General features: G+C 69.8%; 29 protein-coding genes. 6 read left to right on the top strand and 23 right to left on the bottom strand.

Annotated elements, in window-relative coordinates; genetic code table 11:
* Nucleotides 1-4: 4 nt before the first annotated feature.
* The 7 genes from ABT001_RS02815 to rpmG form a co-directional block, all read right to left on the bottom strand.
* Nucleotides 5-1,324, bottom strand: a complete 1,320-nt coding sequence (locus tag ABT001_RS02815) for a pyridoxal-phosphate dependent enzyme (protein ID WP_351271291.1) — start codon at nucleotides 1,322-1,324, stop codon at nucleotides 5-7.
* The gene (locus ABT001_RS02810; protein ID WP_502967404.1) at nucleotides 1,314-2,786 is read right to left on the bottom strand and encodes a Y4yA family PLP-dependent enzyme; all 1,473 of its coding nucleotides are present in this window, start codon (nucleotides 2,784-2,786) and stop codon (nucleotides 1,314-1,316) included. Before ABT001_RS02810 ends, ABT001_RS02815 begins: the two co-directional genes overlap by 11 nt.
* Nucleotides 2,787-3,041: 255 nt before the next feature.
* Complete coding sequence (locus tag ABT001_RS02805) at nucleotides 3,042-3,344, bottom strand: hypothetical protein (protein WP_351271289.1); 303 nt, start codon at nucleotides 3,342-3,344, stop codon at nucleotides 3,042-3,044.
* Nucleotides 3,345-3,488: 144 nt separating this feature from the next.
* Nucleotides 3,489-3,731: a 30S ribosomal protein S18 gene (gene rpsR / locus ABT001_RS02800; RefSeq protein ID WP_351271287.1), complete on the bottom strand. Its 243-nt coding sequence runs from the start codon at nucleotides 3,729-3,731 to the stop codon at nucleotides 3,489-3,491.
* Between the two features lie 45 nt (nucleotides 3,732-3,776).
* Entirely contained in the window at nucleotides 3,777-4,931 is a 1,155-nt protein-coding gene (locus tag ABT001_RS02795; protein WP_351271284.1) for a CobW family GTP-binding protein, read from the bottom strand.
* Nucleotides 4,931-5,185, bottom strand: coding sequence for a type B 50S ribosomal protein L31 (locus tag ABT001_RS02790; RefSeq protein ID WP_351271281.1), 255 nt, complete (start codon nucleotides 5,183-5,185; stop codon nucleotides 4,931-4,933). Before ABT001_RS02790 ends, ABT001_RS02795 begins: the two co-directional genes overlap by 1 nt.
* A gap of 47 nt (nucleotides 5,186-5,232) precedes the next feature.
* Complete coding sequence (gene rpmG / locus ABT001_RS02785; protein ID WP_351271278.1) at nucleotides 5,233-5,397, bottom strand: 50S ribosomal protein L33; 165 nt, start codon at nucleotides 5,395-5,397, stop codon at nucleotides 5,233-5,235.
* A 68-nt stretch (nucleotides 5,398-5,465) separates the two neighbouring features.
* Between rpmG and rpmB the strand changes: the two genes are divergently transcribed.
* Nucleotides 5,466-5,702: a 50S ribosomal protein L28 gene (gene rpmB, locus ABT001_RS02780; protein ID WP_351271275.1), complete on the top strand. Its 237-nt coding sequence runs from the start codon at nucleotides 5,466-5,468 to the stop codon at nucleotides 5,700-5,702.
* Nucleotides 5,702-6,007 (top strand): 30S ribosomal protein S14, encoded by a 306-nt coding sequence (gene rpsN, locus ABT001_RS02775; RefSeq protein WP_351271272.1) that lies wholly within the window; start codon nucleotides 5,702-5,704, stop codon nucleotides 6,005-6,007. The genes rpmB and rpsN overlap by 1 nt, the downstream gene beginning before the upstream one ends.
* 162 nt (nucleotides 6,008-6,169) lie before the next feature.
* Here rpsN and aztD read toward each other — a convergent pair whose 3' ends face one another.
* The 4 genes from aztD to aztB are packed head-to-tail and all read right to left on the bottom strand — an operon-like array spanning nucleotide 6,170 to nucleotide 10,485.
* On the bottom strand, nucleotides 6,170-7,366 hold the full coding sequence (aztD, locus tag ABT001_RS02770) for a zinc metallochaperone AztD (RefSeq protein ID WP_351271270.1): 1,197 nt from the start codon (nucleotides 7,364-7,366) through the stop codon (nucleotides 6,170-6,172).
* 52 nt (nucleotides 7,367-7,418) lie between these two features.
* Nucleotides 7,419-8,378, bottom strand: coding sequence for a zinc ABC transporter substrate-binding protein AztC (aztC, locus tag ABT001_RS02765; protein ID WP_502967403.1), 960 nt, complete (start codon nucleotides 8,376-8,378; stop codon nucleotides 7,419-7,421).
* Nucleotides 8,375-9,592 carry a hypothetical protein gene (locus ABT001_RS02760; RefSeq protein WP_351271267.1) on the bottom strand — a complete coding sequence of 406 codons (1,218 nt, stop codon included), beginning with the start codon at nucleotides 9,590-9,592 and terminating at the stop codon, nucleotides 8,375-8,377. Before ABT001_RS02760 ends, aztC begins: the two co-directional genes overlap by 4 nt.
* Nucleotides 9,589-10,485 carry a zinc ABC transporter permease AztB gene (gene aztB, locus ABT001_RS02755; protein ID WP_351271266.1) on the bottom strand — a complete coding sequence of 299 codons (897 nt, stop codon included), beginning with the start codon at nucleotides 10,483-10,485 and terminating at the stop codon, nucleotides 9,589-9,591. The genes ABT001_RS02760 and aztB overlap by 4 nt, the downstream gene beginning before the upstream one ends.
* Nucleotides 10,486-10,550: 65 nt before the next feature.
* Between aztB and aztA the strand changes: the two genes are divergently transcribed.
* Together aztA and rpmF are read left to right on the top strand one after the other, a co-directional pair.
* Entirely contained in the window at nucleotides 10,551-11,252 is a 702-nt protein-coding gene (aztA, locus tag ABT001_RS02750; RefSeq protein ID WP_351271263.1) for a zinc ABC transporter ATP-binding protein AztA, read from the top strand.
* Between the two features lie 104 nt (nucleotides 11,253-11,356).
* Nucleotides 11,357-11,527: a 50S ribosomal protein L32 gene (rpmF, locus tag ABT001_RS02745; RefSeq protein ID WP_351271260.1), complete on the top strand. Its 171-nt coding sequence runs from the start codon at nucleotides 11,357-11,359 to the stop codon at nucleotides 11,525-11,527.
* 117 nt (nucleotides 11,528-11,644) lie between these two features.
* Here the strand turns inward: rpmF and ABT001_RS02740 are convergent, their stop codons facing one another.
* From ABT001_RS02740 to ABT001_RS02705, 8 genes are read right to left on the bottom strand one after another with little or no spacing between them, the layout of a single operon-like run.
* Nucleotides 11,645-12,814, bottom strand: coding sequence for a hypothetical protein (locus tag ABT001_RS02740; protein ID WP_351271258.1), 1,170 nt, complete (start codon nucleotides 12,812-12,814; stop codon nucleotides 11,645-11,647).
* Nucleotides 12,815-12,846: 32 nt separating this feature from the next.
* Complete coding sequence (locus ABT001_RS02735; RefSeq protein WP_351271255.1) at nucleotides 12,847-13,881, bottom strand: 2-hydroxyacid dehydrogenase; 1,035 nt, start codon at nucleotides 13,879-13,881, stop codon at nucleotides 12,847-12,849.
* On the bottom strand, nucleotides 13,878-14,501 hold the full coding sequence (locus ABT001_RS02730) for a histidine phosphatase family protein (protein ID WP_351271252.1): 624 nt from the start codon (nucleotides 14,499-14,501) through the stop codon (nucleotides 13,878-13,880). The genes ABT001_RS02735 and ABT001_RS02730 overlap by 4 nt, the downstream gene beginning before the upstream one ends.
* Nucleotides 14,498-15,994 carry an FGGY-family carbohydrate kinase gene (locus ABT001_RS02725; RefSeq protein ID WP_351271249.1) on the bottom strand — a complete coding sequence of 499 codons (1,497 nt, stop codon included), beginning with the start codon at nucleotides 15,992-15,994 and terminating at the stop codon, nucleotides 14,498-14,500. Before ABT001_RS02725 ends, ABT001_RS02730 begins: the two co-directional genes overlap by 4 nt.
* Nucleotides 15,991-17,502, bottom strand: a complete 1,512-nt coding sequence (locus tag ABT001_RS02720) for an FGGY family carbohydrate kinase (RefSeq protein WP_351271246.1) — start codon at nucleotides 17,500-17,502, stop codon at nucleotides 15,991-15,993. The genes ABT001_RS02725 and ABT001_RS02720 overlap by 4 nt, the downstream gene beginning before the upstream one ends.
* 4 nt (nucleotides 17,503-17,506) lie before the next feature.
* On the bottom strand, nucleotides 17,507-18,757 hold the full coding sequence (locus tag ABT001_RS02715) for a sugar ABC transporter permease (protein ID WP_351271244.1): 1,251 nt from the start codon (nucleotides 18,755-18,757) through the stop codon (nucleotides 17,507-17,509).
* Complete coding sequence (locus ABT001_RS02710; protein ID WP_351271241.1) at nucleotides 18,754-19,599, bottom strand: ATP-binding cassette domain-containing protein; 846 nt, start codon at nucleotides 19,597-19,599, stop codon at nucleotides 18,754-18,756. Before ABT001_RS02710 ends, ABT001_RS02715 begins: the two co-directional genes overlap by 4 nt.
* 33 nt (nucleotides 19,600-19,632) lie before the next feature.
* Complete coding sequence (locus ABT001_RS02705) at nucleotides 19,633-20,697, bottom strand: ABC transporter substrate-binding protein (protein WP_351271238.1); 1,065 nt, start codon at nucleotides 20,695-20,697, stop codon at nucleotides 19,633-19,635.
* Nucleotides 20,698-21,000: 303 nt separating this feature from the next.
* Here ABT001_RS02705 and ABT001_RS02700 point away from each other — a divergent pair, with 303 nt between their 5' ends.
* Nucleotides 21,001-21,789 carry a DeoR/GlpR family DNA-binding transcription regulator gene (locus tag ABT001_RS02700; RefSeq protein WP_502967413.1) on the top strand — a complete coding sequence of 263 codons (789 nt, stop codon included), beginning with the start codon at nucleotides 21,001-21,003 and terminating at the stop codon, nucleotides 21,787-21,789.
* 281 nt (nucleotides 21,790-22,070) lie between these two features.
* On the opposite strand, the gene ABT001_RS02695 is transcribed toward ABT001_RS02700, so the two are convergent.
* The 4 genes from ABT001_RS02695 to ABT001_RS02680 all read right to left on the bottom strand — a co-directional run bounded on the left by ABT001_RS02695 (nucleotide 22,071) and on the right by ABT001_RS02680 (nucleotide 25,497).
* A complete protein-coding gene (locus ABT001_RS02695; RefSeq protein WP_351271235.1) occupies nucleotides 22,071-22,589 on the bottom strand; it encodes a hypothetical protein in 519 nt (172 codons plus the stop codon).
* Between the two features lie 426 nt (nucleotides 22,590-23,015).
* The gene (locus tag ABT001_RS02690) at nucleotides 23,016-23,654 is read right to left on the bottom strand and encodes a LysE family translocator (protein ID WP_351271234.1); all 639 of its coding nucleotides are present in this window, start codon (nucleotides 23,652-23,654) and stop codon (nucleotides 23,016-23,018) included.
* A 257-nt stretch (nucleotides 23,655-23,911) separates the two neighbouring features.
* Entirely contained in the window at nucleotides 23,912-24,688 is a 777-nt protein-coding gene (locus ABT001_RS02685) for a hypothetical protein (RefSeq protein WP_351271231.1), read from the bottom strand.
* A 221-nt stretch (nucleotides 24,689-24,909) separates the two neighbouring features.
* Nucleotides 24,910-25,497: an ALF repeat-containing protein gene (locus ABT001_RS02680; protein WP_351271228.1), complete on the bottom strand. Its 588-nt coding sequence runs from the start codon at nucleotides 25,495-25,497 to the stop codon at nucleotides 24,910-24,912.
* 516 nt (nucleotides 25,498-26,013) lie between these two features.
* Here ABT001_RS02680 and ABT001_RS02670 point away from each other — a divergent pair.
* Nucleotides 26,014-26,613: a YdcF family protein gene (locus ABT001_RS02670; RefSeq protein ID WP_351271225.1), complete on the top strand. Its 600-nt coding sequence runs from the start codon at nucleotides 26,014-26,016 to the stop codon at nucleotides 26,611-26,613.
* The last annotated feature ends 244 nt before the right edge of the window (nucleotides 26,614-26,857 follow it).

Raw genomic sequence — 26,857 nt, 5'->3', positions numbered from 1 at the left:
GGGATCACTCCCGCACCAGCGGTGCGCCCGCATCACGCCAGGCGATGATGCCTCCGGTGAGGCTACGCACGTCCGGATGGCCCATCCGGGTCAGGAGGGCCGCGTACCGCAGGGACTTCTCGCCGACGGGACACGCGAGCAGCACCGGCCGGGACTTGCTGAACGGCAGTCCGCCGCGGACCAGATCCTCGAACAGTTCGTCCACGATGTTGATCGACCCCTCGATGTGCAGGGCCGCGTAGGCGTACGGGCTGCGCATGTCCACGACGAGGGGCCCCTCCTCGGCCATCCACTTCCGCGCCTCCGTGACACCCACGGCGGCGGTTCCGCTCAGCTCCTCGGCGGTCACGGACGCGGGCGAGTCGTTCCGCGGCCGCTGCCCCAGGAGTTCGGGGCGGCGCTTCCTGATGTAACTCAGATAGCTCTCGACGCGGTCGCACACGATGAAGACGGCTGTCGCGCGCTCGGTGAGCTGGGGCCCGATGTCCCGCAGGTGCCGGACCGCTCCGAAGTACGCGGCTCCGCCCGTCGGCCCGGCGAGGATCCCGCACCGCCGGACGAGTGTCACCATTCCGTCGATCGCCTCGGAGGAGGTGACCTTCTCGATGGTGTCGTAGGTGAGGGGATCGAAGATCCCGACCTCCTGCACCTCGTCGATGTTCCTGATCCCGGGGATGAAGTCCGACTTGTCCGCGACGAGTCCGACCACGCCGACCTTCGGATTGCGGTCCCGCAACGCGCGCGCCACACCGGTGGAGGAACCGGCGGTGCCGACACCGGAGATGAACCAGTCCGGTGCCCGGCCGTCGAGGTCCGCCACGATCTCCGGCCCGGTGCCGGACTCGTGGGCCTCCGGGTTGCGTGCGTTGTAGTACTGGTCGGTGTGGAGGTACGTGCTTCCGGGTTCGTTGAGGCTGCGGTGGAACTGGGTCAGGGGGTCTTCCGCGTTCGTGGGATCGAGGCACTCGGTCTGCCCCGGCAGTTCCTCGATCTCCGCGCCCAGCAGCAGGAGCATCTCCTTGATCTCCGGAATCTTCATCCGGTTGGTGACGCTCTTGAAGCCGATCCCGTGCATCCCCGCTATGGCGGCGAGCGCCTTGGCGGTGTTACCGCTGGACAACTCGACTATCTGGCTGCCCTGTTCGACTGCCGAGGAGAGGCCGGGCCGGACCATGTTCCACGCCGCCCGGTCCTTCAACGAACCGAAGGGATTGCAGAACTCGAGCTTCGCGTAGAGGTCGATGTTCTGCAGGCCGTGGACGCTCGGGTCGATACGCACCAAGGGGGTGTCGCCGACTGTCTCGATGATGCTGTCATACCGCATGTGCGTCCCCTGTGGAATGTATGGGCCAGTACTGATCGTCGAGACGCCACCGCCAGCCGTCGGATCCCCGGAATGCCGCGACCTTGTGGGCGAGTGGGCGTTGCTGCGCGTGATGGGCGTTGAAATCCATGCAGTATCCGGCTGTGTTGGGAAACGCCAGGAGGTCACCCCGGGCCGGCAGAGCGCGGAGGTGGACCAGTCTGCGCGTGATGAGATCGGACTCGAGGCACAGGTTTCCGTGGAGATGGACCCCGAAGGACTCCGAGCCCTCCGCAGCCTCCCGCGGTCCGTCGCGGTGGAGGACGATCGGATCCATGAGGATGCCGTGCTCCTCGAGCGCGCAGTCGTCGGCGTTCATCGCCAGCCGTATCGAGTGCGTACCGTCCGCCTCGGGACGTGTCTCCAGCACCCGGGCCAAGGTCAGCCCGCACTGGTCCAGCAGGGCTCTGCCCGGCTCGACGCACAGGTCGTACAGGTTTTCCAGCAGCAGGGTGGCCAGCGGCCGGCCGAGGGTGGGGGCGGGACTGCGCAGCAGCTCGTCCAGGTACGCGGCCCCGGCGACCGGCCGGTGAGAGGGGTAGAGCTCCAGGCTTCCGCGGAGGGTGCCCCCGTCGCTGCTCAGCCCGTACGTGTGGTTGCGCCAGGCCAGGGCTTCGCGACGGCCCATCGCCGCCAGGGTCAGCTGGCTGGTGTACTGCTCCCACTGCGCCCCGTCGGCGAGGTAGCTCACACCGAATCCGCCGCCGATGTCGATCACCCGGGGACGCATTCCCCGGGCCCGGCACTCGTCCATGGCCCGTACGCAGCCCTCCAGTGCGAGGGCCTTCTCGTCGAGGCTGGTGGTGTCGAGGTGGTAGGAGACGCCGATGACCTCCACCGCCTCGCGGTGCCGCTCGCAGGCGTCCAGCAGGCCGGTCAACTCCGATGTGGGCAGGCCGAATCGGCTGCGGCGGCTCAGGACCTTCACCGCGGTGCCGGAGAAGTCCGACAGCCTCAGCAGGATCCGCACCCGTGGCAGCTCGTGGCGGCGCACCAGCGCGGCGAGTGATTCCAGCTCGGCGTGGCCCTCTATGTTCACCGTCACACCGGTGCGGGCGGCCAGCCACAGGAACTCCGGTTCCTTCGGTCCTGTCGCCCCGATGCGCGCGGGGGTGAAGCCGCACGCCAGTGCGTGTTGCAGTTCGCCGAGCGAGGCCACGTCCATGGCCGCGTCGGTGGTCGCCAGTCGGCGTACCAGCGCACTCGACCTGTTGGCCTTGTGGGCGAAGGAGATCTCCCCCTCCAGATGGTGGCGGCGGTACACGGACCGGAACCGCGAGACGTTCTCGGCGATCCGTTCCGGAAGCACCACGTTGAGCGGCGACCCCAGCCCGTCCACGAGGCCGTGGAGGAAGTGGGAGGACGCCAGTAAGGAGGTGAGGGGTGGTTCGAGCTTCGGGTCCAGGAACAAGGGGGCGGGCAACAGTGGCACTCGATTCTCAGTGGGGCAGCGACAGCTCGACTGCCGTAGGCACCGGTCGGCGCGCCGCCACAGGATGGGTCAGCTCAGTGGGATGATTGTCGTATCCATGATGTCCAGGCCGGACGGCCTCTATGCCTGCTCCACACGTGAACGTGGACGCCGACAGGCGCCGGTGCGGAGTCCGCACCGGCGCCTGTCATATGCGCGCATGTCGCCCGGCCGTCCAGCGGACGGGCGTCCCCTGCCCGAGACCGATCAGTGGTCGTCCCAGTGCCCGTCGTGCGAGGCGTGCCGATGGCCGTCATGGACGTAGTCGACATGGTCGTCGTGCGGCACGGCGACATGACCACAGTCCTGTCCGTGCCGGTGTTCGTGCCCGTCGTGCACCGAGTGCGCCGGGTTCTCGCACTCGTCCACATGGTCCTCGTGGGCGCGGTGCAGGTGCTTGTCGTGCGCGTAGTCGATGTGGTCGTTGTGCGGGATCGCCACGTGGCCGCACCCCGGGGCGTGCTGGTGCGCGTGCGAGGGGTGGGGGTGGTGCGCCGTGGTCGTGGACATCTCGCTGACTCCTTCGTGGGGTGGCCGTCCGGGGGAGGCCGGGTCCGTCCGCCGGAGAGGAATGGCGGACGAGTCCGGCATATCTCGCAGCGTAGGCGTGTCCGGGCGCGGACACCTCCGGAGGCCTTGCCGGAGTCCTGCGGATCACCTGCTGGAGCTGGTGTACGGCAGCAGCGCCATCTCGCGTGCGTTCTTGATCGCTGCGGCCACCTGCCGCTGCTGCTGGGCGCTGATCCGGGTGACCCTGCGGCTGCGGATCTTGCCCCGGTCGGAGATGAACTTCCGCAGCAGGTCGGTGTCCTTGTAGTCGATGAAGGTGATCTTCGCCGCGTCGAGCGGGTTCGGGCGGTCCTTGGCGGGCTTACGGGGTTCCTGGCGTCGGGCCATGGTGTCTCTTCCTTCCGGGCTGGGGCGAGCAGGTGTGCGTGGTGGTCAGTGCACCGGGTCGAGGAGTGCGTCGAAGGCGGCCGGAAGGTTCTTCCAGGCCTCACGGCCCGCCGTGTACTCGGCGTCGGTCAGCAGGCAGGAGTCGAGGAGCGCGGTCAGTCCCTCCCTGTCGAGGCCGGGGGAGATGAAGACCAGGTGCTGGCAGCAGTCGCCGTGCTCGGGGTGCCAGTCGAGGGCGGCGGCCGCCCGCCGGACCGGCGGGACCATGTCCCAGGCGGCGTCCGGCAGGGACGCGAGCCAGGGGCCGTTGTCCTCGACGCAGAGCGCGCCGCCCGCCGCGTCCCAGGACAGCAGGGTGTCCGGGCGGTCGGCCAGCCAGAACCGGCCCCGGCTGCGGGCCGCCGCGCAGCTCAGCTCCTCCAGCGCCTCATACAGCCGCTCCGGATGGAACGGGCGGTGCTTGCGCCACACCAGTGTGCTGACACCGGCCTCCTCCGCCTCCTGGGGCAGCAGGGCGCAGGCCGGATGCTGACCGGCGCCGGCCGCTTCGACGTCGAACCCCGCGAGGGCCAGCCTCGTCAGCTCCGGCGAGCCGGCCGCCCCCTGAGGGGCCGTCGGGTGCAACTGGCCGATCAGGGCCCGGTCCTCCTCGTCCGCCCCGCCCTCGTCGACGAGGGCGATCGCCGACGCGTACTCCAGCTGCCGGGCCCAGGTGTCGCCCACGGTCCGCTGATCGGTGGCGGCTGCTGCCAGACCCGCCTCGGCGAGGTCGTCGCCGTTGGCGAGGTACGGCAGCACGAGGGCGGGGTCGACTGCGGTGATCACGCCGGTCACCACGACCCGGCCTTCGCCGTGCGCGGCGATGACCTCGGCCATCGCCCTGGGCTCGACGGAGTCCCACAGTTCGACGACGGCGGTCCTGGTCACCCCGTCGGCCGCCAGGCGCTCCAGCTCCGGCATCAGGTCCTCGCGCAGGGCGCAGCAGGCGCAGTCGTTCACCAGGGGGGCCTCGCCGCTGGAGAGCATTCCGGAGGCGTCGCGAACGGTCCGGTACACCGTGCCCTTCGCGGCCGTGGCCAGGTCGTGGTGCAGGGCGACGCTGTGGGGGACCTCCCTCAGCAGCCCTTCCACGGCCTCGTGCCGTGCGTCCGAGTGCAGCCCGCAGACGATGACGACGGGGAGGGTGTGCCTGTTCTCCATCACCGGTCCTCACGGCGGCCGTAGCGGCGCTCGAAGCGCTCGACGCGTCCCGCGGTGTCCAGGACGCGTGCGGTCCCGGTGTAGAAGGGGTGGCTCGCGGAGGAGATCTCCACGTCGACGACCGGGTAGGTGTGGCCGTCCTCCCATTCGACGGTCCGGTCGCTGGTCAGGGTGGAACGGGTCAGGAAGGCGAAGTCGGCTGCCTTGTCACGGAAGACGACGGGTCGGTAGGCGGGGTGGATTCCGGGCTTCATGGCGGTTTCCTCGGTGTCGGTGGGTGACGGGCGGGGAGCGGTGGTCGTCAGCGCTCTTCGCGGAAGTCGACGTGGCGGCGGACGAGCGGGTCGAACTTCCGCAGCACCATTCGGTCGGGGTCGTTCCGTCGGTTCTTGCGGGTGACGTAGGTGTAGCCCGTTCCCGCGGTGGAGCGGAGCTTGATGATCGGGCGTACTTCGTTGCGAGCCATGCCGCTACTATATGGCAATGGTTTCCATTTTCAATATGGGACCACTTCGATGAGAGGCAGGTAACTCCATGTCCGCCCATTGCCAACTGACCGGCGCCCAGCCGGGCTTCGGCAACACGATCTCCCACTCGCACCGGCGCACGTCGCGCCGGTTCGACCCCAACATCCAGCGCAAGCGCTACTGGCTCCCCAGCGAGGGGCGGTATGTGCGCCTGGTGCTGAGCGCCAGGGCGATCAAGGCGATCGACACCATCGGCATCGAGGCCGCGGTGGCCCGCATCCGGGCGAGGGGAGTGAAGGTCTGATGGCCAAGCAGAGCAAGATCGCGCAGAACGAGAAGCGCAAGGCGACCGTCGAGCGGTACGCCGCACGGCGTGCGGAGCTGAAGCAGATCATCCGCAGGCCCGGCACCACGGAGGTCGAGCGGGTCGCGGCCGTCGAGGAGCTGCGCCGACAGCCGCGCGACGCCAGCGCGACCCGGGTGCGTAACCGGGACAGCGTGGACGGCCGTCCCCGTGGTCACCTGCGGAAGTTCGGGCTGTCCCGGGTCCGGATGCGTGAACAGGCGCACGCCGGCTTCCTCCCCGGAGTGACCAAGTCCTCCTGGTGACGCATGACATGACGTGACGGCACGGTGCAGATGGCGGGTGGTGGTGCGGCCGGCGGGCCGTGGCACCACCCGTCGCCGTTTCCCCGCGGGTGGGCCGGGGAGAACGCGAGGAGCGCGCTCCCGCCCGGCGGGAACGCGCTCCTCGTGCTGTGGGAAGAGTGGTCAGTGCTGTCCGACGACACCGCTCAGCTCGTTGGGGGTCTCCGGCAGCTCCGTCGAGGCCAGCTGCTTGCCCGACTCGATGTCGATGGCGAGCAGCTTCTTGTTCGACGGGTCGGAGACGTAGGCCGTGTGGTCGCGGACGAACAGTGCCGGCCGGGGCTGCTGCCAGTCCAGCGGCTCTTGCCACGAACCGAGGGCGGAGATCTTCCTGGTCACCTTGCCCGTGGCGGGATCGATGACATGGATGCTGCCGTCGGTGCCGAGGACGAGTGCCTCACCGTGCGGTCCGCGTGCCAGCGAACGGAAGGTGTAGCTCGTGCCGAGGTCGACGAGCCGGATCGTGCCCTTCTCCGTGTCGATGAGCGAGACCTGTTCCGGGCGTTCCAGCTCGGCGTCCTTGTCCTTCTTGTAGTCGCCGAGCACGACGGGCGACTGCTCGGAACCGGCCTGGTTTCCGATCCGGCCGTACTCCGTGGGGCTCTTCAGCTTCTTGATGGCACCGTCCTTGTAGACCAGGACGCCGTCCTGGCAGCCGATGACGACGGCCTCACCCTGCGCCGCCGCCTCCCCGTGGACGCCGGGGCACTCCTCGCTGCGGGTGATCTCCTTGCGGTTCTTGTCCAGTACGGCGATGCCGACACCCGCCTCCTCCGTGCCGAGGGTGGTCACCAGCGTGCCGTCGGCGAGCTGGATGGCGACCCCGTGGTGCGGGGCGGCGGAGGTGTACGTCTCGTTCTTCGGCTTGGTGTCACCGAGGTCCTTCGGGTCGAAGACCGTGACGACTCCGGTGCCGTCGGCGAAGAGGATGGTCTTCCCCGCGTGACGCACGACGTGGCCCGGCTTGCTGCCCTCGAACTCGACACCGGTGAGCTCGCGCCCCGCCGCGTCGAGCACCTGGAAACCGGTCGAGGTGGAGACCATCACATGACGGTCGCTGCCCGCGGGGTTGACCCGGTTGAACCCGGCCAGCGGTATGTCCTCGGCCAGCTTCAGCGTCTTCCCGTCCAGTACGTACAGGCCTCCGTCATAGGTGGTGACGATCGGGTCGGCGACCTCGGCGGCCGGTGAGCCGGACGCCTTCTCCGCCGGCTTGGCGGCGGACGACTCGTTGTCGCCCCCGCACGCGGTGAGCGCGACGGATGCCGCGAGCAGGGCGGCGACGGCGGCCGCGGTCCTCGGACGTGCTACATGCTTCATTGCGGTGTGTGTTCCTTTCCAAGGCTGTCGCCCATGACCGGCGACAACGTGGTCATTCGGTGCCCAGCCCCGTGGATATGGACCGGGTGTTGGCGCGCATCATTTCCAGGTAGGTGGCCGCTCCCTCTCCCTTCGCGGTGAGGGATTCGGAGAACAGCGGCACGACGGCGACCTCGATGTCGCTCTCGCGTTTCAGTACCTGGGCCAGCCGGTCGGGCTGCGAGGAGTCCGCGAAGATCGCCTTCACACCAGCCGTCTCGATCGCGGAGGCCAGGGACGTGAGGTCCGAGGCGCTCGGCGAGGCGAGGGTGGTACCGCTCGGGATCACGGCGCCCACGATCCGGAACCCGAAGCGCTGGGCGAGATACCCGAAGACGTGATGGTTGGTCACCAGCCGGCGCTGCTCGGCGGGAATGCCGTCGAACTGCTGCCGCATCCACGTGGCCAGTTCGGTGATCTGCGCTTCGTAGGCGGACGCGTTCTTCCCGATGACGGCCTCGTCGACGTCCGGAACCTGCTCGGTGACCTGCTCCGCGATGATCCCGACGGCTGTGCGGACCCGCTCGGGATCGGTCCAGAAGTGGGGGTCGGGTTCGTCGGCGGAATCGCCCGTGGTGTAGGTGATCGGATCGACCGCGTCCCCGACCGCAAGGGTGGACACCCCGGCCTCCTCGGCGGCCTCCACATGACGCAGGACGTTCTCCTCCAGACCGAGGCCGTTGTAGACGACCAGATCGGCCTGTTCGATGGAGGCCGCCTGCGGTGCCGAGATGCCGAAGGAGTGCGGGTCGGCGCCGGCCTGCATCAGCACGGTCACCTCGGCCTCGTCGCCGACGATGTTGCGGGTGATGTCGCCGAGGACGTTGGTGGTGACGACGACCGAGGGACGGTCCTCCTCATCATCACTTCCCGCGCACCCGCTCGCTCCGAGGAGCACCACGCCTGCGAGGGAGGCGAGGAGGAGGCGCGTGGAGGTCCGACGGCTGCGGCCGGGCATGGGAACGGTGGTCATCGGCCGGTCTCCACCATGTGCGTCGGTGCGAAGTCGAGCGGGAAGGTCCTGGCGAGCCGGAGTCGGTCGTTGTAGTCGATCTCGTAGACCTTCCGCCCCGCGGCGTCGTTGACGTACGCGCGAGTGGTGTCCACCTCGATGGCCGCGGACCCGGCGTCCTTCGTGAGGAGCTCCTTGCGGGCGACGCTCTTCCCGGTGGTGATGTCGTAGGCGGTGAGCGCACCGTCCTTGCCGAGCGCGAGCAGCGGGGAACCCTCCCCGGCCGTGTTGGCGGACACGACCGGGCCGGTGTCGACGCGCGTCCAGGCACGTTCGGTGACGTCGAGGACCCAGACGCCGTCGTCGCCGGACCTGGCCGCGAGCGTCGTGCTGCCCGCCCGGTGGCGGAAGTCGACGGCCCGCTCCGAGGCCTTCACCGCGGAGCCGTACGGGATCTTCTCGGCGACGAACGTGCCCTTGTCCTCGCTGACGAGCAGCGCGCCGTCGGCGCATCCGAGGACCACGCCACGACGGGTGACGGCCTCGCCGCGCACCTGGGCGCACGGCTCCGCCAGCGTACTGACCAGCTCACCCTCGCGGTCCCGGACCTCGACGGTGTCCTTCCCGTCTCCCGTCCCCGGGGCCAGCAGATGTTCCGCGTAGGGGACGACGGGCCCGCTTCCGGCGCCGGTCAGCGCGCTGCCCCGGGGGACGGTGCCGTCCTCCAGTTCCTTGCGGTCGAGCAGGCGGGTGCCGCCCTTCGCGGAGGACACGGCGGTGACGGCCTGGTCGCTGTGCACGCGGGCGGCGTCCGTACCCGTGAGGGGCCCCACGTCGCGTATGGCGGCGCGGTAGTAGTGGACGTGGTCGCCGTGTTCCACCGTCCAGGCGCCGGCGTCGACGACATGCGCGCCCCCGGCGGTCCTCAGGTAGGCGAACCGCCCGTCGGTGCTCAGGTCCTGTACGCCGTCGACGGCCTTGAGGGGGGTGATGTCCTCGGTGATCAGGTCGAGGACCTTGACCGTCCCCGTGTCCGCGTCGGCGAGCACGAGCCGGGACTGCTGCTCGGCGGCCTCCTCGGCTCCTTCGACGTACCCGTGGGGTTTCGCCGCCGAGGCCGAGGTCTTCGAGGGCGCCTTCGCGTCGCCGCCGCTCTGGCAGCCGGTGAGCAGCCCGGCGGTGGCGAGGGCGGCGCAGGAGAGGCCTGTGGCGGTTCGGATCTTTCTGAGTGTCATGACGGATGTCCGTATTCCATGTGCGGGCTGTCGGGCGCGGAAGTGTGGAGGGTGGGTGTGGGGGGAACGGCCCGTGCCCATCGGTTGCGGAGGCCGGACACGGCGGTGGAGAGCAGGAACTGGACGACAGCCGTCGCCGCGATGCTCGCCCCGGCCGCGGTGTGGAGGTGCCACGAGAGCAGCAGGCCGATGAACGTCGCGCTCGCTCCCAGACCGGCGGCGCCGATCATGATCACGGGGATGCGCCGGGCCCACGGCAGCACGGCCGCGGGCGGTGCGATCAGCAGGCCGAAGACCAGCAGGGTCCCCACCACGTGGAACGACGCGACGATGGCCAGGGTCAGCAGGGCGAGCAGAGCCGCGTGTGCGAGGCGCGGCCGGAGGCCGAGGGTGTGTGCCTTGCGCTCGTCGAAGGCCAGAGCGACGAACGGCCGGTAGCCGAGTACGGAGATCGCCAGCGCGATGACCAGCGCGCCCCCGAGGTAGGCGAGGTCGGCCGAACGCACGGCGAGCACATCACCGAAGAGGAAGCCGGTCAGGTCGACCGCGAACGACTGCGAACGCGAAACGATGATCACGCCGAGCGAGAGCATCCCCACGAAGAGCAGACCGATGCTGGTGTCCTGGGACAGCCGGGGTGACCTGCCGACGACGCTGACGCCGAGTGCCATGACGGCCGCGCTCACCGCGGCGCCGATCAGCAGATTGCCTCCCAGCAGCGAGGCGAGCGCGATCCCGGGGAGCATGCCGTGCGACATCGCGTCCCCGAAGAACGCCATGCCGCGCAGAACGACCCAGGTGCCGGCCAGGGCGCAGATCAGCGACACGAGCACTCCGCCCCACAGGGCCCGTTGGACAAAGGTCACCTCGAAGGGGCCCATCAACCATTCCATGAGGCAGGACACTACAATGAAAATGATTATCACTACAACGAGGTACAGCGGGAAGAGGTCCGGAGATGCAGCGGCAGGTAGGGCTCGACGGCGTGTCGGCCGGTTATGCGAACCGTGCGGTTCTGAATCAACTCACTCTGCGGATACCGGCGTTCACCACCACTGCCGTGGTCGGGCCGAACGGCTCGGGCAAGTCCACGCTGCTCGGGGTGATCGCCGGTGTGATCCGGGTGACGGCGGGGGAGGTGGAGCACCGGACCGGCAGGCGTGCGGCGTTCGTGACGCAGCGCAGCAGGGCGGCCGACGTGCTGCCGCTGACGGTGCGGGACACCGTCGCGATGGGGAGGTGGGGGCATCGCGGGCTGTGGCGCCGTCTGTCGGCGCGGGACCGCGACGTCGTGGAGGCGAGCATGAGCCGGCTCGGTATCGCTTCCCTCGCCGACCGCCAGCTGGGGGAGCTGTCGGGTGGCCAGCGCCAGCGTGCCCTCGTCGCGCAGGGGCTGGCGCAGGAGGCGGATCTGCTCGTGCTCGACGAGCCCACCACCGGCCTCGACGCGACGGCTCAGCGGATCGTCGCCGACGTGCTGGCCGAGGTGACGAAGGAGGGGGTGACCGTCGTGCAGGCGACTCATGACCTCGGGGTGGCCAGGGCCGCTGGGCACCTCCTGCTGCTCCAGGAGGGGCGGCTGCGGGGGGAGGGCGATCCTCGGGAGGTGCTGACCGACGATGCGATCGACGAGATCTGGCAACTGCCCCGGCGGGTGTGAGTCCCCGCTGTCGCGTCACCGCCGACTGGGGATCCGGACCGCATTTGATGCTGACTATCATTTTCATATAGCGTGCGTCATCAACGCCGACCCAGGAGGTCTCCATGGCAGTCCCGAAGCGGAAGATGTCCCGCAGCAACACCCGCCACCGCCGTGCCCAGTGGAAGGCCACCACCGCCCAGCTCGTACCCGTCACGGTCGACGGCACCGTCCATCAGGTGCCGCAGCGCCTGGTGAAGGCCTACGAGCGCGGCCTCCTGCACCCCGAGAACTGATCACACGCAGGGGCGTTGACGCCCCGCCCCGAGCTCCGGGCCGGACGGTGGTCGCAGCCACGGCATCGTCCGGTCCGGCCCTTTCGGTGAGTGGAGGTTCCCGGGAATCCGGTGAAGTCAGCCGAGAGGGGCGAAAGGCCCCGGGACCGCACCCGTCCAGCGGTGCAGACGAATCTCGCCTTCCTGCACCACGGCGCTGTCCCTCTCCACGGCCCGGCCCTCCGCCACGTAGTACCGTCCGTCGCCCAACGCGTCGAAACCGTAGCTGCCGTGGAACTCCCAGCCGCGGATGCCGGTCGCCCCGTCGCGCAGGCCGGCCTCGCGGAGACTGAGGAGTTCACCGGTCTCCGGCGAGGGCTGCCCCGAGATCTCCCCGCGCACCGGGCGGGCGGAGCCGTCGACGGTGAAGAAGGAGTAGTTGGGGAAGCCCTCCTTCCTGCCCTTGTAGACCGCCATGATCCAGTTCCTGGTGTACGGGTCGTACTGGAGGTTCTGCACGCCGAAGGTGGTGTTGCCGGTGCGCACGAAGAACTTGCCGTCGTGGTGTTCGGGGCCGCTGTGGTGCGGGGCGTCCTGGGAGAGCGGTCGCGCGTACCTGTCCCAGGCCCTGATGTCGTACTCCAGGATCACCTGGTGGTCGTTGTCGGTCCGGCCGGTGTGCGAGTAGATGCCGTACGCGACCTTCAGCGTCCGCTTGCCGCCCCGCTCGCCGAACGCCGGGCCGAACGACACGCCGTCGATGCCGCTGCATCCGTAGCGGTGGTCGAGGGTGTCCGCGGTGTCACCGTCGAAGACGCCGTTGCCGTCCATGTCCGCGGTGAAGTCCTCGGCGACCTCGTCGAGATGGACCGCGGTCATCACCCCGTCCCGCTCGGCGTCCATCCCGGCACGGTCGATCCCGGGACCGTCGAGGACGGCGACGTAGAACGATGCGGCCGCCTTGTACTCGAGCGATCCGTAGACCCTGCCGTCGCGTTCGTCGACGTCGATGTCACCGAGGTGGCCGGTGAGGCCCTCGACGGTCCCGACGACCTTGCCGCCGAGGTCGGTCTTGACCAGCCTCTGGGTGAACGACCAGTAGACGAACCCGCGTGTGCGGTCCACGGTCACCCCCTGCAGATGGCTGGTCGGCCAGGCGCCGCCGTAGACGTAGGAGGGCGGCTCCGACCACCGGCCGCCGGGGTCGCTCTCGGCGGCGACGCCGGGAGGAGGGGCGGCGAGGAGGAGGGCCGGGGCGCTGAGCCCGGCGACGAGAACGGTTCGCAACGTCCGGAGCTTGCCGCGCACGCGGATTTCCTTCCATGAGATCGGGTGTCGGTTCAGGGCCGGGACCGCAGCACCTCCGGGTTCGCGCAGTGGGCCGGGTCGCGGCCGGCCAGGAACCGGGCGACCTCGTCGGCCACGAGACCGGCCGCGTTGTGTGCGGTCCTCCTACCGGCCCCCGCCAGATGTGGGGTCATGACGATGCCGGGGGTACGCCGCAACCGGGAGGCGTCCGGGAGCGGTTCCTCGGGGAAGACGTCGAAGGCGGCACCGAAGAGCCGGCCCTCGTCCAGGGCGTCGCAGACGGCGTCGTAGTCGAGCAGTGAACCCCGCGCGCAGTTGACCAGTACTCCGCCGGGAGGCATGAGCCCGATCAGCTCGCGGGAGAGCAGCCCCTCGGTCTGCGCAGTGGCTCGGGCGTGCACGGTGACGAACGAGGAACGGCGCATCAGTTCGGGTAGCTCGACCCGTTCCACCGGGGCCGGGCCCGACTCGTCGACGTAGGGGTCGGCGACCAGGACGTGGGCGCCGAATCCGCGGACGATGCGGGCCACCCTGGAGCCGATGGCGCCGTATCCCACGATGCCGACCGTGCTGCCCTCCAGTTCGGGGCCCACGCTGTCGTAGCGGTAGTAGTCGCCCCGCCAGATGCCCGCGGCGAGGTCCTGGTGGGTGGCGGGGACGCGGCGGGTGGCCGCCAGCAACAGGGCGACCGTGTGCTCGGCGGTGGCGGTGGCGTTACGGCCGGGTGCGAAGGTGACCGCGACACCGTGCCGGGTGGCCGCCGCGAGATTGGCGTTGACCGGGCCGCCCCGGCCGACGCAGAAGAGGCGGAGCCCGGGGCTGGCGTCGAGGATCCGTTCCGTCAGCGGTGCCATCTGGGTGACGCAGATGTCCGCGCCGTCGAGGGCCTCGATGAGCTGCTCCTCGGTACCGGAGGCCTCTTTCACCTCCGCCACCGCGCCGAAGGGCTCGACGGGCCAGGGCAGGGTGAGTTCCCGGAACGTGGCTTCGGGCGCGATCGGCCGGAGGAGTTCGGTGAACAGGGAGTTGCGGACGAAGTGGTCGCCGGCCGCGAGGATGGTGGTCACTCAGGAACTCCTGGGGTCGCGTACTGGTTCAGTGACAGCAGCGAGGGCGTGCCGTCACGGAGGACGATCTCGTTCAACGCGCAGTTGGCCAGATAGGGAAAGACCCGGCGGTAGTCCCGCAGCGGCACCCCGAGCAGCCGGCAGAGGGTGAGCCGGATCGCGGTGGAGTGGGCCACGACGAGAAAGCGCCCCTCCCGGTGACCGGACCGCAGGCCGGCGAGGAAGTCGGCACAGCGTTCGCCGACTGTGACGGGGTCCTCCCCCTCCGGGAAGTGGCTGCCGACCGGGTCGGCCTCGAACGCCTTGAGCGCGTCGGGCAGGCGCTCCCGGATCTCGGCTCGGGTCATGCCCTCGGCGATGCCGAAGTCCAGTTCACGCAACCGTGGTTCGACAAGCAGCGGCAGACCGGCGCGGGCCGCGCTCTCCTCCGCGGTCTGCCGGCAGCGTCTCATCGGGGAGGACCACACCGCCGTGAGGTCCGCGTCCGCCGCCCAGTCGGCGAGCCGGGCGGCCTGCGCGCGGCCGTGCTCGGTGAGATCGATGTCGGAGACCCCGGCATAGCGGTTCTCGGCGTGCCAGACGCTCTCGCCGTGCCGGACGAGGAAGACATGGAGGCTCAAGGCGCGGTCCTTTCTCGTGCGTGGGCCGCCACGGTCCCGGGCAGCCAGCCACGTCGGACCAGGAGATCGAGCAGCCGGACGTAGCCCTCGTCATGGGCGGATCGGTGCGTGGCCCGTGGCTCCAGGACCCGGTCCGGCCGCACCATCGCGGCGGCGGCACGGTCGAGACCGCCCGGACCCCCACAGGAGGAGGCGGCGAGTACGGCCATACCGAGCGCGGGCTGGGCATGCCGGGGCAGCGCAACCGGCCGCCGCAGCACATCGGCGCGCAACTGGTTCCACACCGGGTTGCGGGTCGCGCCGCCGGTGAGGACGACGGCACCGTCGGTGGGGGCGCCGAGCATGTTTAGGTAGTCGAAGCAGAGGCGTTCGACGTATGCGACGCCCTGCATGAGGGCGGCGAAGTCCTCGGCGCGGTCCGACGGTCCCCGGCTGCGGAACGCGACGGCGTCCGGGGCGACGAAGGGGAAGCGCTCCCCGGACGAGACCAGTGGGTAGCGCAGCAGTCCGGTCGGCAGCAGGGGCGCCGCCTCCTCGGTCAGCCGGTCCAGGCCGGCCTCGGCGAACTCCCGGGCCACCAGTCCCGCACCGGTGCTGGAGGCTCCGCCGGGCAGCCAGTGACCGGACGGCGAACGGTGGGAGTAGACGACTCCGTTCGGGTCGTGCAGCAGGTCCTCGGTGACGCCCTTCAGGACGAGCGTGGTGCCCAGGGCCGAATTCCAGCTGCCGACCGAGGTCGCCCCGGAGCCCAGCTGCGCAGCACAGCCGTCGGTCATCCCGGCGACCACGGGAATGCCCGGGACGAGCCCGCACTCCGCCGCAGCACCGGTACACACCTCGCCGATGACGGTGCCGGGCAGCACCAGGCCCGGCAGCACGGAGGCGGGGACGTCCAGCGCCGCGAAGACCTGTTCGGGCCAGGTGACCGTCGCGGCATCGGCCCCGGACTTGAGGGCGTTGCTGGTGTCGGTGGGTACGTCGTGCCCGACGAGCCTGCGGTTGATCACGTCGTTCTGGTGGGCGAGGCGCCAGCCTTCCGCCACCGCGTGCGGATACCGGTCGAGCAGCCAGCGCAGCTTGGGCAGCCCCCAGGAACGCTGCATCCGCCGGTAGCCGGCCTCGGCCCACCGCTGTTCGCCGAGCGCGTTGACCTGCTCCGCCTCCACGCCGGCCCTTCCGTCGTCGTACATCAGGCCAGGAGCCACGCACCGGCCGTACCGGTCGGTCAGGGTGACGGTGCCCGATGTCGCGTCGACGGCCACGGCCCGGACACGACGGGGATCGGCGCCCGACGCGCAGGCCTGCCCCACGGCCGAGCAGACCGCACGCCACCATTGGTCCGGGTCCTGCTCGTGGCGTTCGCCCCTCCGGTTGCTGGTCAGCGGCGCCGCCCCCGAGCCCAGCAACAGACCGTCCGAAGTCACGGCGACCGCGCGGACCCCCTGCGTGCCCAGGTCGACGCCCAGCCACACGTCCGGGCCGTCGCCGGTCACGAGTCGGCTCCGCCGACGAGGCCGGCGCCCTCACGGCCGAGCGCCCAGATCGGCCGGTGCAGCTCCCGCAGCCGGAGGAACTCCGCGTAACGGTCGCTCACGGCCCGGCCCTTGGCCGGGTCGGGCTCGCAGGTCGCGGAGATCCGCACGTGCCGCGCCGCCGCTGTGGCGAAGTCCGGCTCCCGTCCGGTCGCGACCATGCCGGTCAGCCAGGCGCCGCGGGCCCCCGTCTCCGTATCGGCGGGGATCGCCACCGGCAGGCCGACGACATCCGCGATCAGCCGTGTCCAGTACGCGCTCCGGGCGCCGCCTCCGCTGAGGGTCAGCAGCTCCGGGGCGGCCGTGGACGCGGCGAGGCAGTCACGGATGGCCATGGTGACACCCTCCACCACCGCGCGCGCCACGTCCTCCCGGCCGCTGTCCAGGGACAGACCGGACAGGGAACCGCGGGCCCCCGGATCGAAGAACGGGGCGCGCTCCCCGGCCGAGGAGACGTAGGGCAGGAAGCGGACTCCCGCCGTGTTCTCGGCGCCCCGCTCGGCCAGGGCCATCAGGTCGGTGGCCGAGGCCAGCCCGAGGAGCCGGGCGCCCCAGTGCAGCATGTCTCCGCCGCTCATGGTGGGAAAGGCGCGCAGATAGTGCCCGGGGACGCCCAGGGTGACAGTGATGCCCACCGGTGCGTCGGTGAGCACGCAGTCGGCGGAATCGGTGACGATCTCGGTGGACAGCGTGGTACCGAGCACGGTGCAGGCCCGCCCGGTGCTGACCGCCCCGGAACCGATGGCGGTGGCGCAGATGTCGTAGGGCGCCAGCACCACCGGGATGCCCGCGGGCAGGCCCGTCCCGGCGGTGGCGGTGGCGCTGAGCGCGGTCACCCGGTGGTCGTCGTCCCGGAGCGGGGGCAGCAGGTCACGCGCCCACTCCACTCCGTACAGCTCGAAGAGCCGCTCGGACCACGTACGTCGGCCGAGGTCCAGGAAGGGCGCCGACGCCTCGGACTCGTCCACGGCCGCTTCACCGGTGAGCTTCAGGAAGAGCCAGCCCCCGCAGGTGAGCAGGTGGCGGGCGTCGCGCGTCCGGTCCGGGGCGTGCTCCCGCATCCAGGCCAGGACGGCGTTGGGCATGCCGGTGGACAGCCGGGAACCGCAGATCCTGAAGGCCTCCTCCAGGGTGCCGTCGCGCTCCCAGCCGGTGACCAGGCCGGCGGCCCGGCCGTCGTTCCACAGCACGGCCGGCCCGGTCGGGCGGCCCCGGCCGTCGACGAGCCACGCACCGTCGCCCTGCCCCGTCACGGCGACCAGTTCGGGCGGCTCGGGCAGAGCGGCCACGACCTCGCGCGTGGCGGAGGCGACCGCCTCCCAGACGTGGTCCATGTCCTGTTCCGCATGGCCCGGGCGGGGCCGCAGCACCCGCGTCGGACGGTGACTGACCGTCAGTTCCGCTCCGTCCGAGTCGTATCCGACGACCTTGACCGTGGTGGTGCCGGCGTCGATGGCCAGCGATGTCATGCGCTCAGCCCCTTCCGTGTGCCTGTCGGGAACGGCGGGCGGCGGAGTCCAGGGCCACGGCGACCAGCAGCACGCAGCCCGTGATGATGAAGCGGTACGAGGAATCGAGATCGAGCAGGGTGAGCCCGCTGGAGATCGACTGGATCACGACGACGCCGAGGAGGGCGGCGAAGGCGGAACCGCGACCGCCGAAGAGGCTCGTCCCACCGATCACCGCGGCGGCGATGGCGTTGAGGTTCACGTCCGCGGTGCCGGTGCTCTGATTCGCCGCCGCGAGCCGGGCGGCGGCCAGCACCCCACCGGTGGCGGCGAGGGTGGAACACATGACGAACGCCGCGGTGTACACGGCGCGTACGTCGATACCGGCCCTGCGCGCCGCCTCGGCGTTGCCGCCCACCGCGTACAGGGACCGGCCGAAGCCGGTCCTGGTGAGGACGTAGTGCAGGATCAGGACCAGGGCGACGAAGAGCATGAACATCCACGGCACACCGCGGGTGCGGTTCAGGTAGTACACCGCGAACAGCAGCGCCGCCGCCAGAGCGAGGGACTGCGCCGCCAGCCACCGTGGCGAGGCGGACGACAGCCCGGCGCGGCGGCGGCCGCGGCTGCGGACCAGGCCGACGGCGAGGTAACCCCCGGCCGCCAGGAGCATGAACGCGTAGGCGAGTGCCTCGGGGACGAACCACACCTGGGCGAACTTCACCAGGCCGGAGTCGTACGGCAGGTTGATGGCGTTCTGGCCGCGCAGGAGCCAGAGCTGGGTGCCCAGGAACGCCAGAAGCCCGCCCAGGGTGACGACGAAGCTGGGCACTCCGAACCGGTTGAGCGCCTGTCCGTAGACCCAGCCGATCAGCGCGCCGACACCGGCCGCGAGCAGGATCGCCAGCCACACCGACTGTTCGTGGCGGACCATCACCACGCCCGTCGTCGCGGCGGCGACACCGCTCACGGATCCGACCGACAGGTCGATCTGACCGACCAGCAGGACGCACACGATGCCGAGCGCGATCACGCCCAGGGCCACCATGTCGAAGGCGAGGTTCACCAGGTTGGTGCTGGAGAGGAAGGTCCGGTTCAGCGACTGGAAGATCGTCCAGATCACCACGACACCGGCGACGACCGGCAGCATGCCCAGGTCGCCTCCTCGGGCCCGGCGGACCGTGCCGCGGACACCGTCGCGGAAACCGTGTCGTGCCGCCGGAGGTTCGTCCTTGCGGTCCGTGGCCGACGCCACCTCAGAGTCAGGAGAGGTCATGACCGTCCCTCCTCTTCCCGGGGAGGTGCCGCGCGGCGCGCGGCACGTTGCGAAACGGCGTTGTCGGTGGCGCCGGTGATCGCGGCGACGACCTCCTCGGAGGAGACCTTCCGCGCGTCGAACACACCGTTGTTGCGGCCGAGCCGGAGCACGGCCACCCGGTCGGCTACCGCCCGGACGTCCTCCATGTTGTGGCTGATCATGACGACGCCGAGCCCGCTGCCCTTCAACCGTTCGATGAGGTTGAGCACCTCGGCGGTCTGCGCCACCCCGAGTGCCGCCGTCGGTTCGTCGAGCAGGACGATCTCCGGGCGGCCGAGCAGGGCCCGGGCGATGGCCACCGTCTGGCGCTGGCCGCCGGAGAGAGCGGCCACCGGGACGTCGAGCGTGGGAATCCTGGCCCGCAGTTCACGCAGCAGTTCCCAGGACCGCTTCTCCATGGCGATGTCGTCCAGCATCCAGGGCCGGAGCTCCTGGCCCAGGAACAGGTTCGCCTTGACGTCGAGGTTCTCGCACAGCGCCAGGTCCTGGTAGACCGTCGCTATGCCAAGCGCGTGCGCGGCACCGGGGGAGTCGAACGAGACCTCCTCGCCGTGGAAGGCGACCGTTCCCGCGTCGGGTGCGTACACCCCCGAGAGGATCTTCACGAGGGTGGACTTCCCGGCGCCGTTGTCCCCGACCACGGCGACCACCTCACCGGCCGCGACATCGAGATCGATCCCGCTGAGCGCGGCGACGGCGCCGAACTGTTTGCTCACGCCCCTCAGCGACAGCACACCGGTTGCCGGACCCGTGCCCGGAGGCGCACCGACGGCCGTCCCGGGGATCGGAGAGTTCTTCATGGGCACCCTCTCTCGCTCTGGCACAGGACGCCGTCACTCGATGCCCAGGCGCCTGCAGTCGTCGGCGTAGACGCGTGTGCAGACGTCCTCGGCCTCGAGCACCCCGTCCGGGCCGAAGATGACATCCTTGAGGTTCTCCCGCGTCACCACGGTTGGTTCGAACAGCTGTGAAGGCGTGTCGAAGAGCGTCGAGTCGGCCTCCGGCGTCCTGCCCTCCATCAGCTGATGAGCGGCCTCCGCGGCCGCTTCGGCGACCGTCTTGATGGGCTTGGAGATGGTGTTGTACTGGTCGTCAGAGATGATGCGCTGGACCGCGGCGAGCTCGGCGTCGTTGCCGGTGACCGGCGGTACCTTCACCTCGGCACCCTTGAAGGCCGCGATCGTCCCGCCGCCGGTCCCGTCGTTGGCGGCCACCACACCGGCGATCCGGCCCGGATACTGCGCGATCTGCCCGCTCACCCACTGCTGGGCCTTCTCCGGTGACCAGTCCGGGGTGTCGTACTCGGCGAGCAGTTCGAAATCGCTGTCGTCGATCGCCTTGTGGATTCCCTTCTTGATCAGTCCGGCGGCGGCGTCGGTCGGAGAACCGTTGACCTGGAGAAGACCGCCCTTCGCGCCCGACTTCTCGAGATGGCCGATCAGCGAGGCGCCGATGGATTCACCGATCGCCTCGTTGTCGAACGAGACGTAGAAATCCGCAGGCTTCTTCGTCACCGGTCGGTCGTAGGCGATCACCTTGACGCCCTGGGAATGTGCTGTCTGCACAATGGTGGACGCCGAGTCGGAGTCGACCGGGTCCAGCACGATGACCTCGGCGCCCTGCGCCATGGCGGAGTTGGCCTGCTGCTGCTGCAACGACGCGTCGCTGTCGGCGTTCCGGTAGATGACCTCGCACTCCTCGCAGAGCGCGCCCATGCGCTTCTCGAAGAGCGGGGCGTCGTACCTCTCGTACCGGGTGGAGGCGAGGTCAGGCATCAGGAACGCGACCTTGCCCGCACCGTCGCCGCCGGAACCGTTCGCTCCGGGTTCCTCCGCGCACGATACGAGAGCGCCCATGGCCAGGACGGCGGTGAGAGCGAGACGTGCCGGTCTTCTCATGTTCCACTCCCTGCTCATGGGCGCTGAGGGCAAGTTCAGGAAACTCAGATGTTTCATTTGTGTCAACGGACCGCAGTAATTGAACAATTGCCGTGCCGCTTTCCCGGCATTCGATGTTCGCTCGGCGTGCGCGACACCGGATGCCGGGAGGCGGAGTCCGGCCGGCATCGATCGTTCCGGTGCACAGCCGGCCTCTCCGGAGGGAGCGGCGAACGAGGCGAGCGAGGGCAGGACCGGAAATGTTCACTTCACAGAAATTGAACAGGAGCTTTTGTGGGAGCAGAGGACCGGCAGCCGGCCGACATGAGCAGCAGGAAACCCCGTGAACGGCGGGAGCGGATCAAGGGCCGCGTCGTGGAGAGGGGCTTCGTCCGGATCGAGCAGTTGGCCGACGAGCTGGGCGTGACCGCCATGACCATCCGCCGGGACCTCGACTTCCTGCAGGACCGGGGCTGGCTGCGGAAGGTCCGCGGCGGCGCGACCGCTCAGCCGTCGCCCGCCTTCCACGGTGACGTCCGCCACCGTGCCCGCGCCATGACGACGGCGAAGGACGCCATCGCCCGCGCCGCCCTGCCCCTGGTCAAGCCCGGGCAGGCGGTCGTCATCGACGACAGCACGACGGCTCTGGCGCTCACCCGTCTCCTGGACCGGCACGCACCTCTGACCGTCATCACCAACTTCGGCCCGGTCACCCAGACCCTGGCCGGCAGTCCGGGCATCGAGCTCATCTCCCTGGGCGGCACCTACTACCCCGCCTACGACGCCTATCTGGGCCTGCGCACCGTGGACGCGGTGACCAGTCTCAGCGCCGACACGCTCTTCGCCTCCACGACAGCCATCACCCGTGGCCACTGCTACCACCAGTCGCAGGAGACGGTGGCGGTCAAGCGAGCCCTGATGGACGCCTGCGCGCGGAAGGTCCTTCTGGTCGACCACACGAAGTTCCGCCGCCGCGGCCTCTACCAGCTGGCCCCGGTGACCGCCTTCGATCTCGTCGTCGTCGACTCCGGCATCCCGGCCTTCGACCTGGAAGCCCTTCAGGCCGACGGCGTCGAGGTCCTCGTGGCCCGCCCGGAACAGCCACGTCCGTAGGTAGGTGGCCCGAAGTCGACCAGCCGATCCACTGCACGGCCCTCATCGCCCCTGCGAGGGGCCGCGACAACCCGCACCCCACCTCCACGGTCGCCGGGGAACCCGCGCCCGAGGGGCCGTGTCCACTGGTAGCCACCTGGGCGGCAACGCGTATCCGCGCCGGGGTTCACCAACTGCCACGGGGGCGGTCGGCACCGAGCTGGACCTCGCGCCGGGGCCCTGGACAGTCCGGGGCGCCCGGACCTCCCGAAAAAGCTACGCCGACCGCCCTTCGGGCTACGTCAGCCCTCCGAGGTGCCCATCATCTCGAAGGTTTCGCACATCAACCGGTCGATGGTTCCTGGTCTGTCGGCCAGTGAATCGAAGAGGTCCGCCAGCAGCCACAGCACGAAGCCGTGGACCATGGCCTCCTTCGGTTCGATCGTCCCGAACCGGTCGCGCCAGGCAACAGTGTCCATGCCCATGGCGGCGGCCATAAGGACTCCGGTCACCATCGGCACCTGCTCCGGGTCGGCCATCTCGAAGGAGGGCAGCCGGCGGATCACGGCAGGGATGAGGTCGTTGAGCGGATCAAGCTGCTCACCACTCCCGGGCGGCTCAGCGATCAGATACCCGGTCAGCACCCCCACCAGGAACACTGTGCCCCGCGAGACCTCCTCACGCCCGACGGAGCCCACCACGTCCTTCACCCGCTGCTGCGCCTCCTGCCGCTCCTTGGCGGGCGTCCGCTTCTCCAGGACCCGGTAGGTGTCCCATGCCGCACGGACCGCCTCATCCACCACTACGCCGTCGCTGCTCATGAAGCGACCGTAGACGAGAGGACTTGATCCGCGAAGACATCACGGTGGCCGAGATCCCTCCACCTGCGAGACCTGCAAGACGTCTCTGGCCGGGCCCCGGCGTGTTGACGCCAACACGCTCGACAGCCTCGACGACAACACGCGTCAGGTACTTCGCCCCGCCCTGCCCATCGTTGTCGCGCAGACTGCAGATACGCCTCCCCCTGACACGCGGCCCGGAAGTCGCTCCGTGGTGCTCCTCGTCGGTGCCACCGTCCGCCCGTCCGCATCCGGGGCCACGGCGCACGCCGTAACCGGCTCGACACCGACAGCGCCGGTCGGCACGTGCTCGTCCTCTGGGTATCCGCGTCACCGCCGGGCAGGCTGGTGCTCCATCCTGCTCTGGGCCCGGTGCTGAGCAGGTCGCAGGACCCTGACCTCGGATCGTCAGTTGCTGAGTGCCAGCCTGATACCGAAGACGCCGATGACGGTGCCGGTGATGCGGTCGAGCAGGCGGCGAGCCTGGGGCTTGCGGAGCCATCCCTGCAGGACGCGAGCGAAGCCGATGAGGACGGCGGACCAGAGCAGACCGATCAAGATGTGCACCGTGGTGAGCAGGAGGCCCATGGTGAAGTGGCCGGTCCCTAGGGGGATGAACTGAGGCAGGACGGCGACGTAGAAGGCGCCCATCTTCGGGTTCAGGAGGTTGGTGAGCGTCCCCTGCCGCCAACCTCCGCCGGCCGAGTCCGCGCCGGCAGCCGGAACAGAGTCGTCCGTGTCTGCCGAAGGCAGCCCCCGGAAGGTGTCCCGGAGCATGCGGAACCCCATCCAGATCAGGTAAGTGGCGCCGATCCAGCGCAACGCGGTGTAAGCGAGATGGGAGGCCGTGAGAAGCGCGGTCACTCCGATGGAGGTGAACACACCCCATACCAGGGTGCCGGTCTGGATTCCGAGGACGACGCCCCAGGCTCTTCTGCGCCGGCCGAGGGCCGACGTGCGCAAGATCAGCGCCGTGTCGAGTCCGGGAGTCAGAGTGAGGAGCCCCACAACCAGGGCGAAGGACCACAGAGCAGAACTTATTGCCATGGGATGCCAGCTTACCCCGCCAGCTCGCCTGCCTTTTCAGTAGGATCGGTGGATCTTGAGCTGGTCTGCGTCTACTCCCAAAACACGCTTCACCCCGGCCCCTCAAGGGAGGTCCAACTCGTGGGGTGCCTGTGGCCACCGGTCCGCGCCCAACCGAGGAGCCCGCTTTCGCGAGTTGACCGGAGCCGAATGCCGGCGCAGATTCCGGGAGTCGCGCACACGTGGGAAACATGGGCAGAGCGCAGAGGCTGGCCCGATCAGTTGGCGGACATGTTCCGTGTCATCTCGGCTGCCTCGGTGATGGCGCGTTGTCTGAGATCGCCGAACAACTGCATCGTGACGGCGGCCAGGACGTCGTCCCCACTGACAGTCCGCCCGTCCCCGCGACGGGTGGACAGGGCGAGGAGGGGGGCCTCGAGCATCGGGGCCGGGGCTGACTCGCCCGGCACCACCAGACTGACCCTCCCGAACCGCTTGACCCCGCCCTCGCGGACGACCGTGGCCGCGTCCCGGGCCAGGGACGTCAGGAACACGCTCGCGATTCCGTCAAGGTCGCGGACCATCGCCGGGACCGCCCTCACCCCCCGGCTCCCCAACAGCCTTCTCACCCCGGCCTCGAACCGGTGGGCGCCAGCCACACCACTCGGTGTACGCATCCCGCGGCGCTCACGAAGAGACACGAGCGCACCATCGGCGTTGCGTACCTCGCCGATCAGGCCATGGAAGGTCGGGCTGTGCACATACCATGCCGATCCCACTTGCACCTCGACGTTCCGATCGATCGCCGAGATGAGGTCCTTGGGGATCAGCCTCTTCCTGGCCTCCTCGGCCCCCGCGCTTCTCGCGCCCTCGATGATCTCCGTCAGCACGGTCCGCGTCACGGACGCGGCGGCCCGCGCGGCCGACCGAGAGATGTGCAACGAGGTCACGTCCCTGAACACCGCTTTGACGAGCTGAGGCTTGAACGGTAGGTCGGCCACGACGGAAGCGGTCTGCGGACCGTTGCGCTCGGTGGGTGGGAGTTGTGTGTTCATCGGAGAAGGCGCTTTCTGCTGTCGGGGGTGTCAGTGGCCCATGCCGCACCGAGCGGGCTCTCTGCGGAGAGCGCCGTGTCGAACACAGGGCATACCGGGCGGGGCCACCGGCACACAGAGCTGCAGGGGGCCCCGCCCGAATGGTCGGCGTTCCGGCGACCGGGGGGGGTGAGGCAGGGGATGCCACCCGGACGTCGCGCTGTGGTGCGGCGCCGTGTCGGTCAGGCGACCTGGTACCTGCCGACTTCCAGGAAGTGGCGCAGTGCCTCGGGTGTGTTGTCGTCCAGGGCGGCGTTGGCTGCCGCGCGCAGGGCCGGGCTGATGGACGAATCGGCGAGGATGCGGGCGATGGCGACGCGGTCGTCCTCGGCCTGGGCGATGCGGTATCCGGTCTCCAGCCAGGCGCGCATCGCGTCGGGGTCGTTGGCGTCCAGGAGGGCGTTGACCTCGGCGATGACGCGCCGGCCGCTGTCGGGGTCGGCGAGCAGACGAGTGATGGCGACGCGGTCGTCCTCGGCCTGGGCGATGCGGTAGCCGGTCTCCAGCCAGGCGCGCATCGCCTCGGGGTCGTTGGCGTCCAGGAGGGCGTTGGCTTCTCGTGTCACACGCCGGCCGCTGTCAGGGTCGGCGAGGATCCGGACTATGGCCACCCTCAGGTCGTCGGCGTCCAGCTCGCCCGCGGACGAGGGTATCGAGGGCACCGCCAACGCGGTCGGTGCCGCCGTGGCGGCGAAGGAGGGGGTGGCGAGCAGGAGGGCCGGGGCAAGGATGCCCGCGGCGATGCCGGGCGCTACGCGATGCAGTCGCAAGGGGAATGCTCCTCTTCGTTCGGACGGAGGTGGGTCGAGGACGCCTCACGGCGTGCACTTCGGTGATGCTGTCACCTGGGTCTGACACTGATACACGTAGCGCATTCCGGGGGCGTGGCTCGGGGTCTGACTGACGCTCTGCTGGGCAGTCCTACTGCTGTTCCGCCCGGCCTCTGGGACCCGTTCTCGGGCCAGGACGGCAGCGCACAGGATGACGGTGACGATCACGCCCGCCAGCGAGCTGGACGCAGTGATCGGCGAAGCGGACTCTCACGCGGGCACGACCCACGTTGCTGTCATCACCGATCGGGGCCTCCACACCGCAGGCCGACCCCTGGTCACCATCGGAAGGAACCTCGACCGACTGCGCACCGAGGCATCCTTCGCGGCCCTCTGCGGCGTCGCACCCGTCCCAGTCTCCGGTGGCCGGTACTGGCTCACGCCGCTTCACATGCGTCGTCCATAGCGCTTCCGGCGCCCTCGCTGCCCGATGTCGCCGTGCCCTGGAGTCGTCGCATGCGACGAAGGACAGGACTGGCGATAGCTGGGGCTGTGGCCCTGACCTGGGGCGAGTGGCTGAACTGGCGCTGGTCCCGAACCCTCGTGGGGAGCAGCGGAGGCGCGTCCGAAGCTGTGGTCGTGTTGGGCTACCGGAACCCCCAACCGACGGCGAACTTCATCAACCGCCGGCGAGTCCGTGCTGGAGTTCGCTCTGCTGCCGCTGACAAGGCGCGAGACACACGTGTGATCTTTAGTGGTGGTGCGACCAGCGGCAACGCTGCGGAAGCCCAGCTGTTGGCTGACTACGCGAAGTCGGTACGGGAGTTCGACGGCACCGTTCTCCTCGAGGATCAAAGTGCAACGACGTGGGAGAACATCACGTACGTGATCCCATTGCTCGAGGACGTCGAGCGCATCAAGATCGTCTCCCAGCCGGCTCACGCGCTCAAGGCCCGCGCCTACTTGCGGCGGCAGCGCCCTGATCTGGCCGAGAGGCTCGTGCGGGCGGATGACTACCGACCTGGCGAGTGGATGGTCGCCAAACCCCTGCTGGCTCTGTACGGACTCTGGACACTCCGCGGGCTCAAGACCGATGAACGGAAAATCTCGCTGTGAACAGCCACTGGCGCACCGGTGTCACAATCGCTGGTTCTTGAGCGGGCGCCAGCAGATGAGTGGGCGTCCGAGGGTAAGGAAGGCTTGGTGGATGTCGTCGCGGGTCTCCCAGGGGATCCGTGAGCGGCGGAGCCGGTGCAGGTGCGCGAACGCACGCTCCACGGCGCGGCGTTGGGTGCCGAGCTCGGAGCCATGTTCGGTGCCGCGGCGGAGCGATCAGCGGCTTCGTGCGGTGACTGCGTGC

The organism is Streptomyces sp. NPDC002793 (assembly GCF_040295485.1).
Taxonomy (GTDB): Bacteria; Actinomycetota; Actinomycetes; order Streptomycetales; family Streptomycetaceae; genus Streptomyces.
The sequence above is the reverse complement of the archived record's forward strand: the minus strand, read 5'-3'. Positions and strand labels throughout refer to the sequence as shown.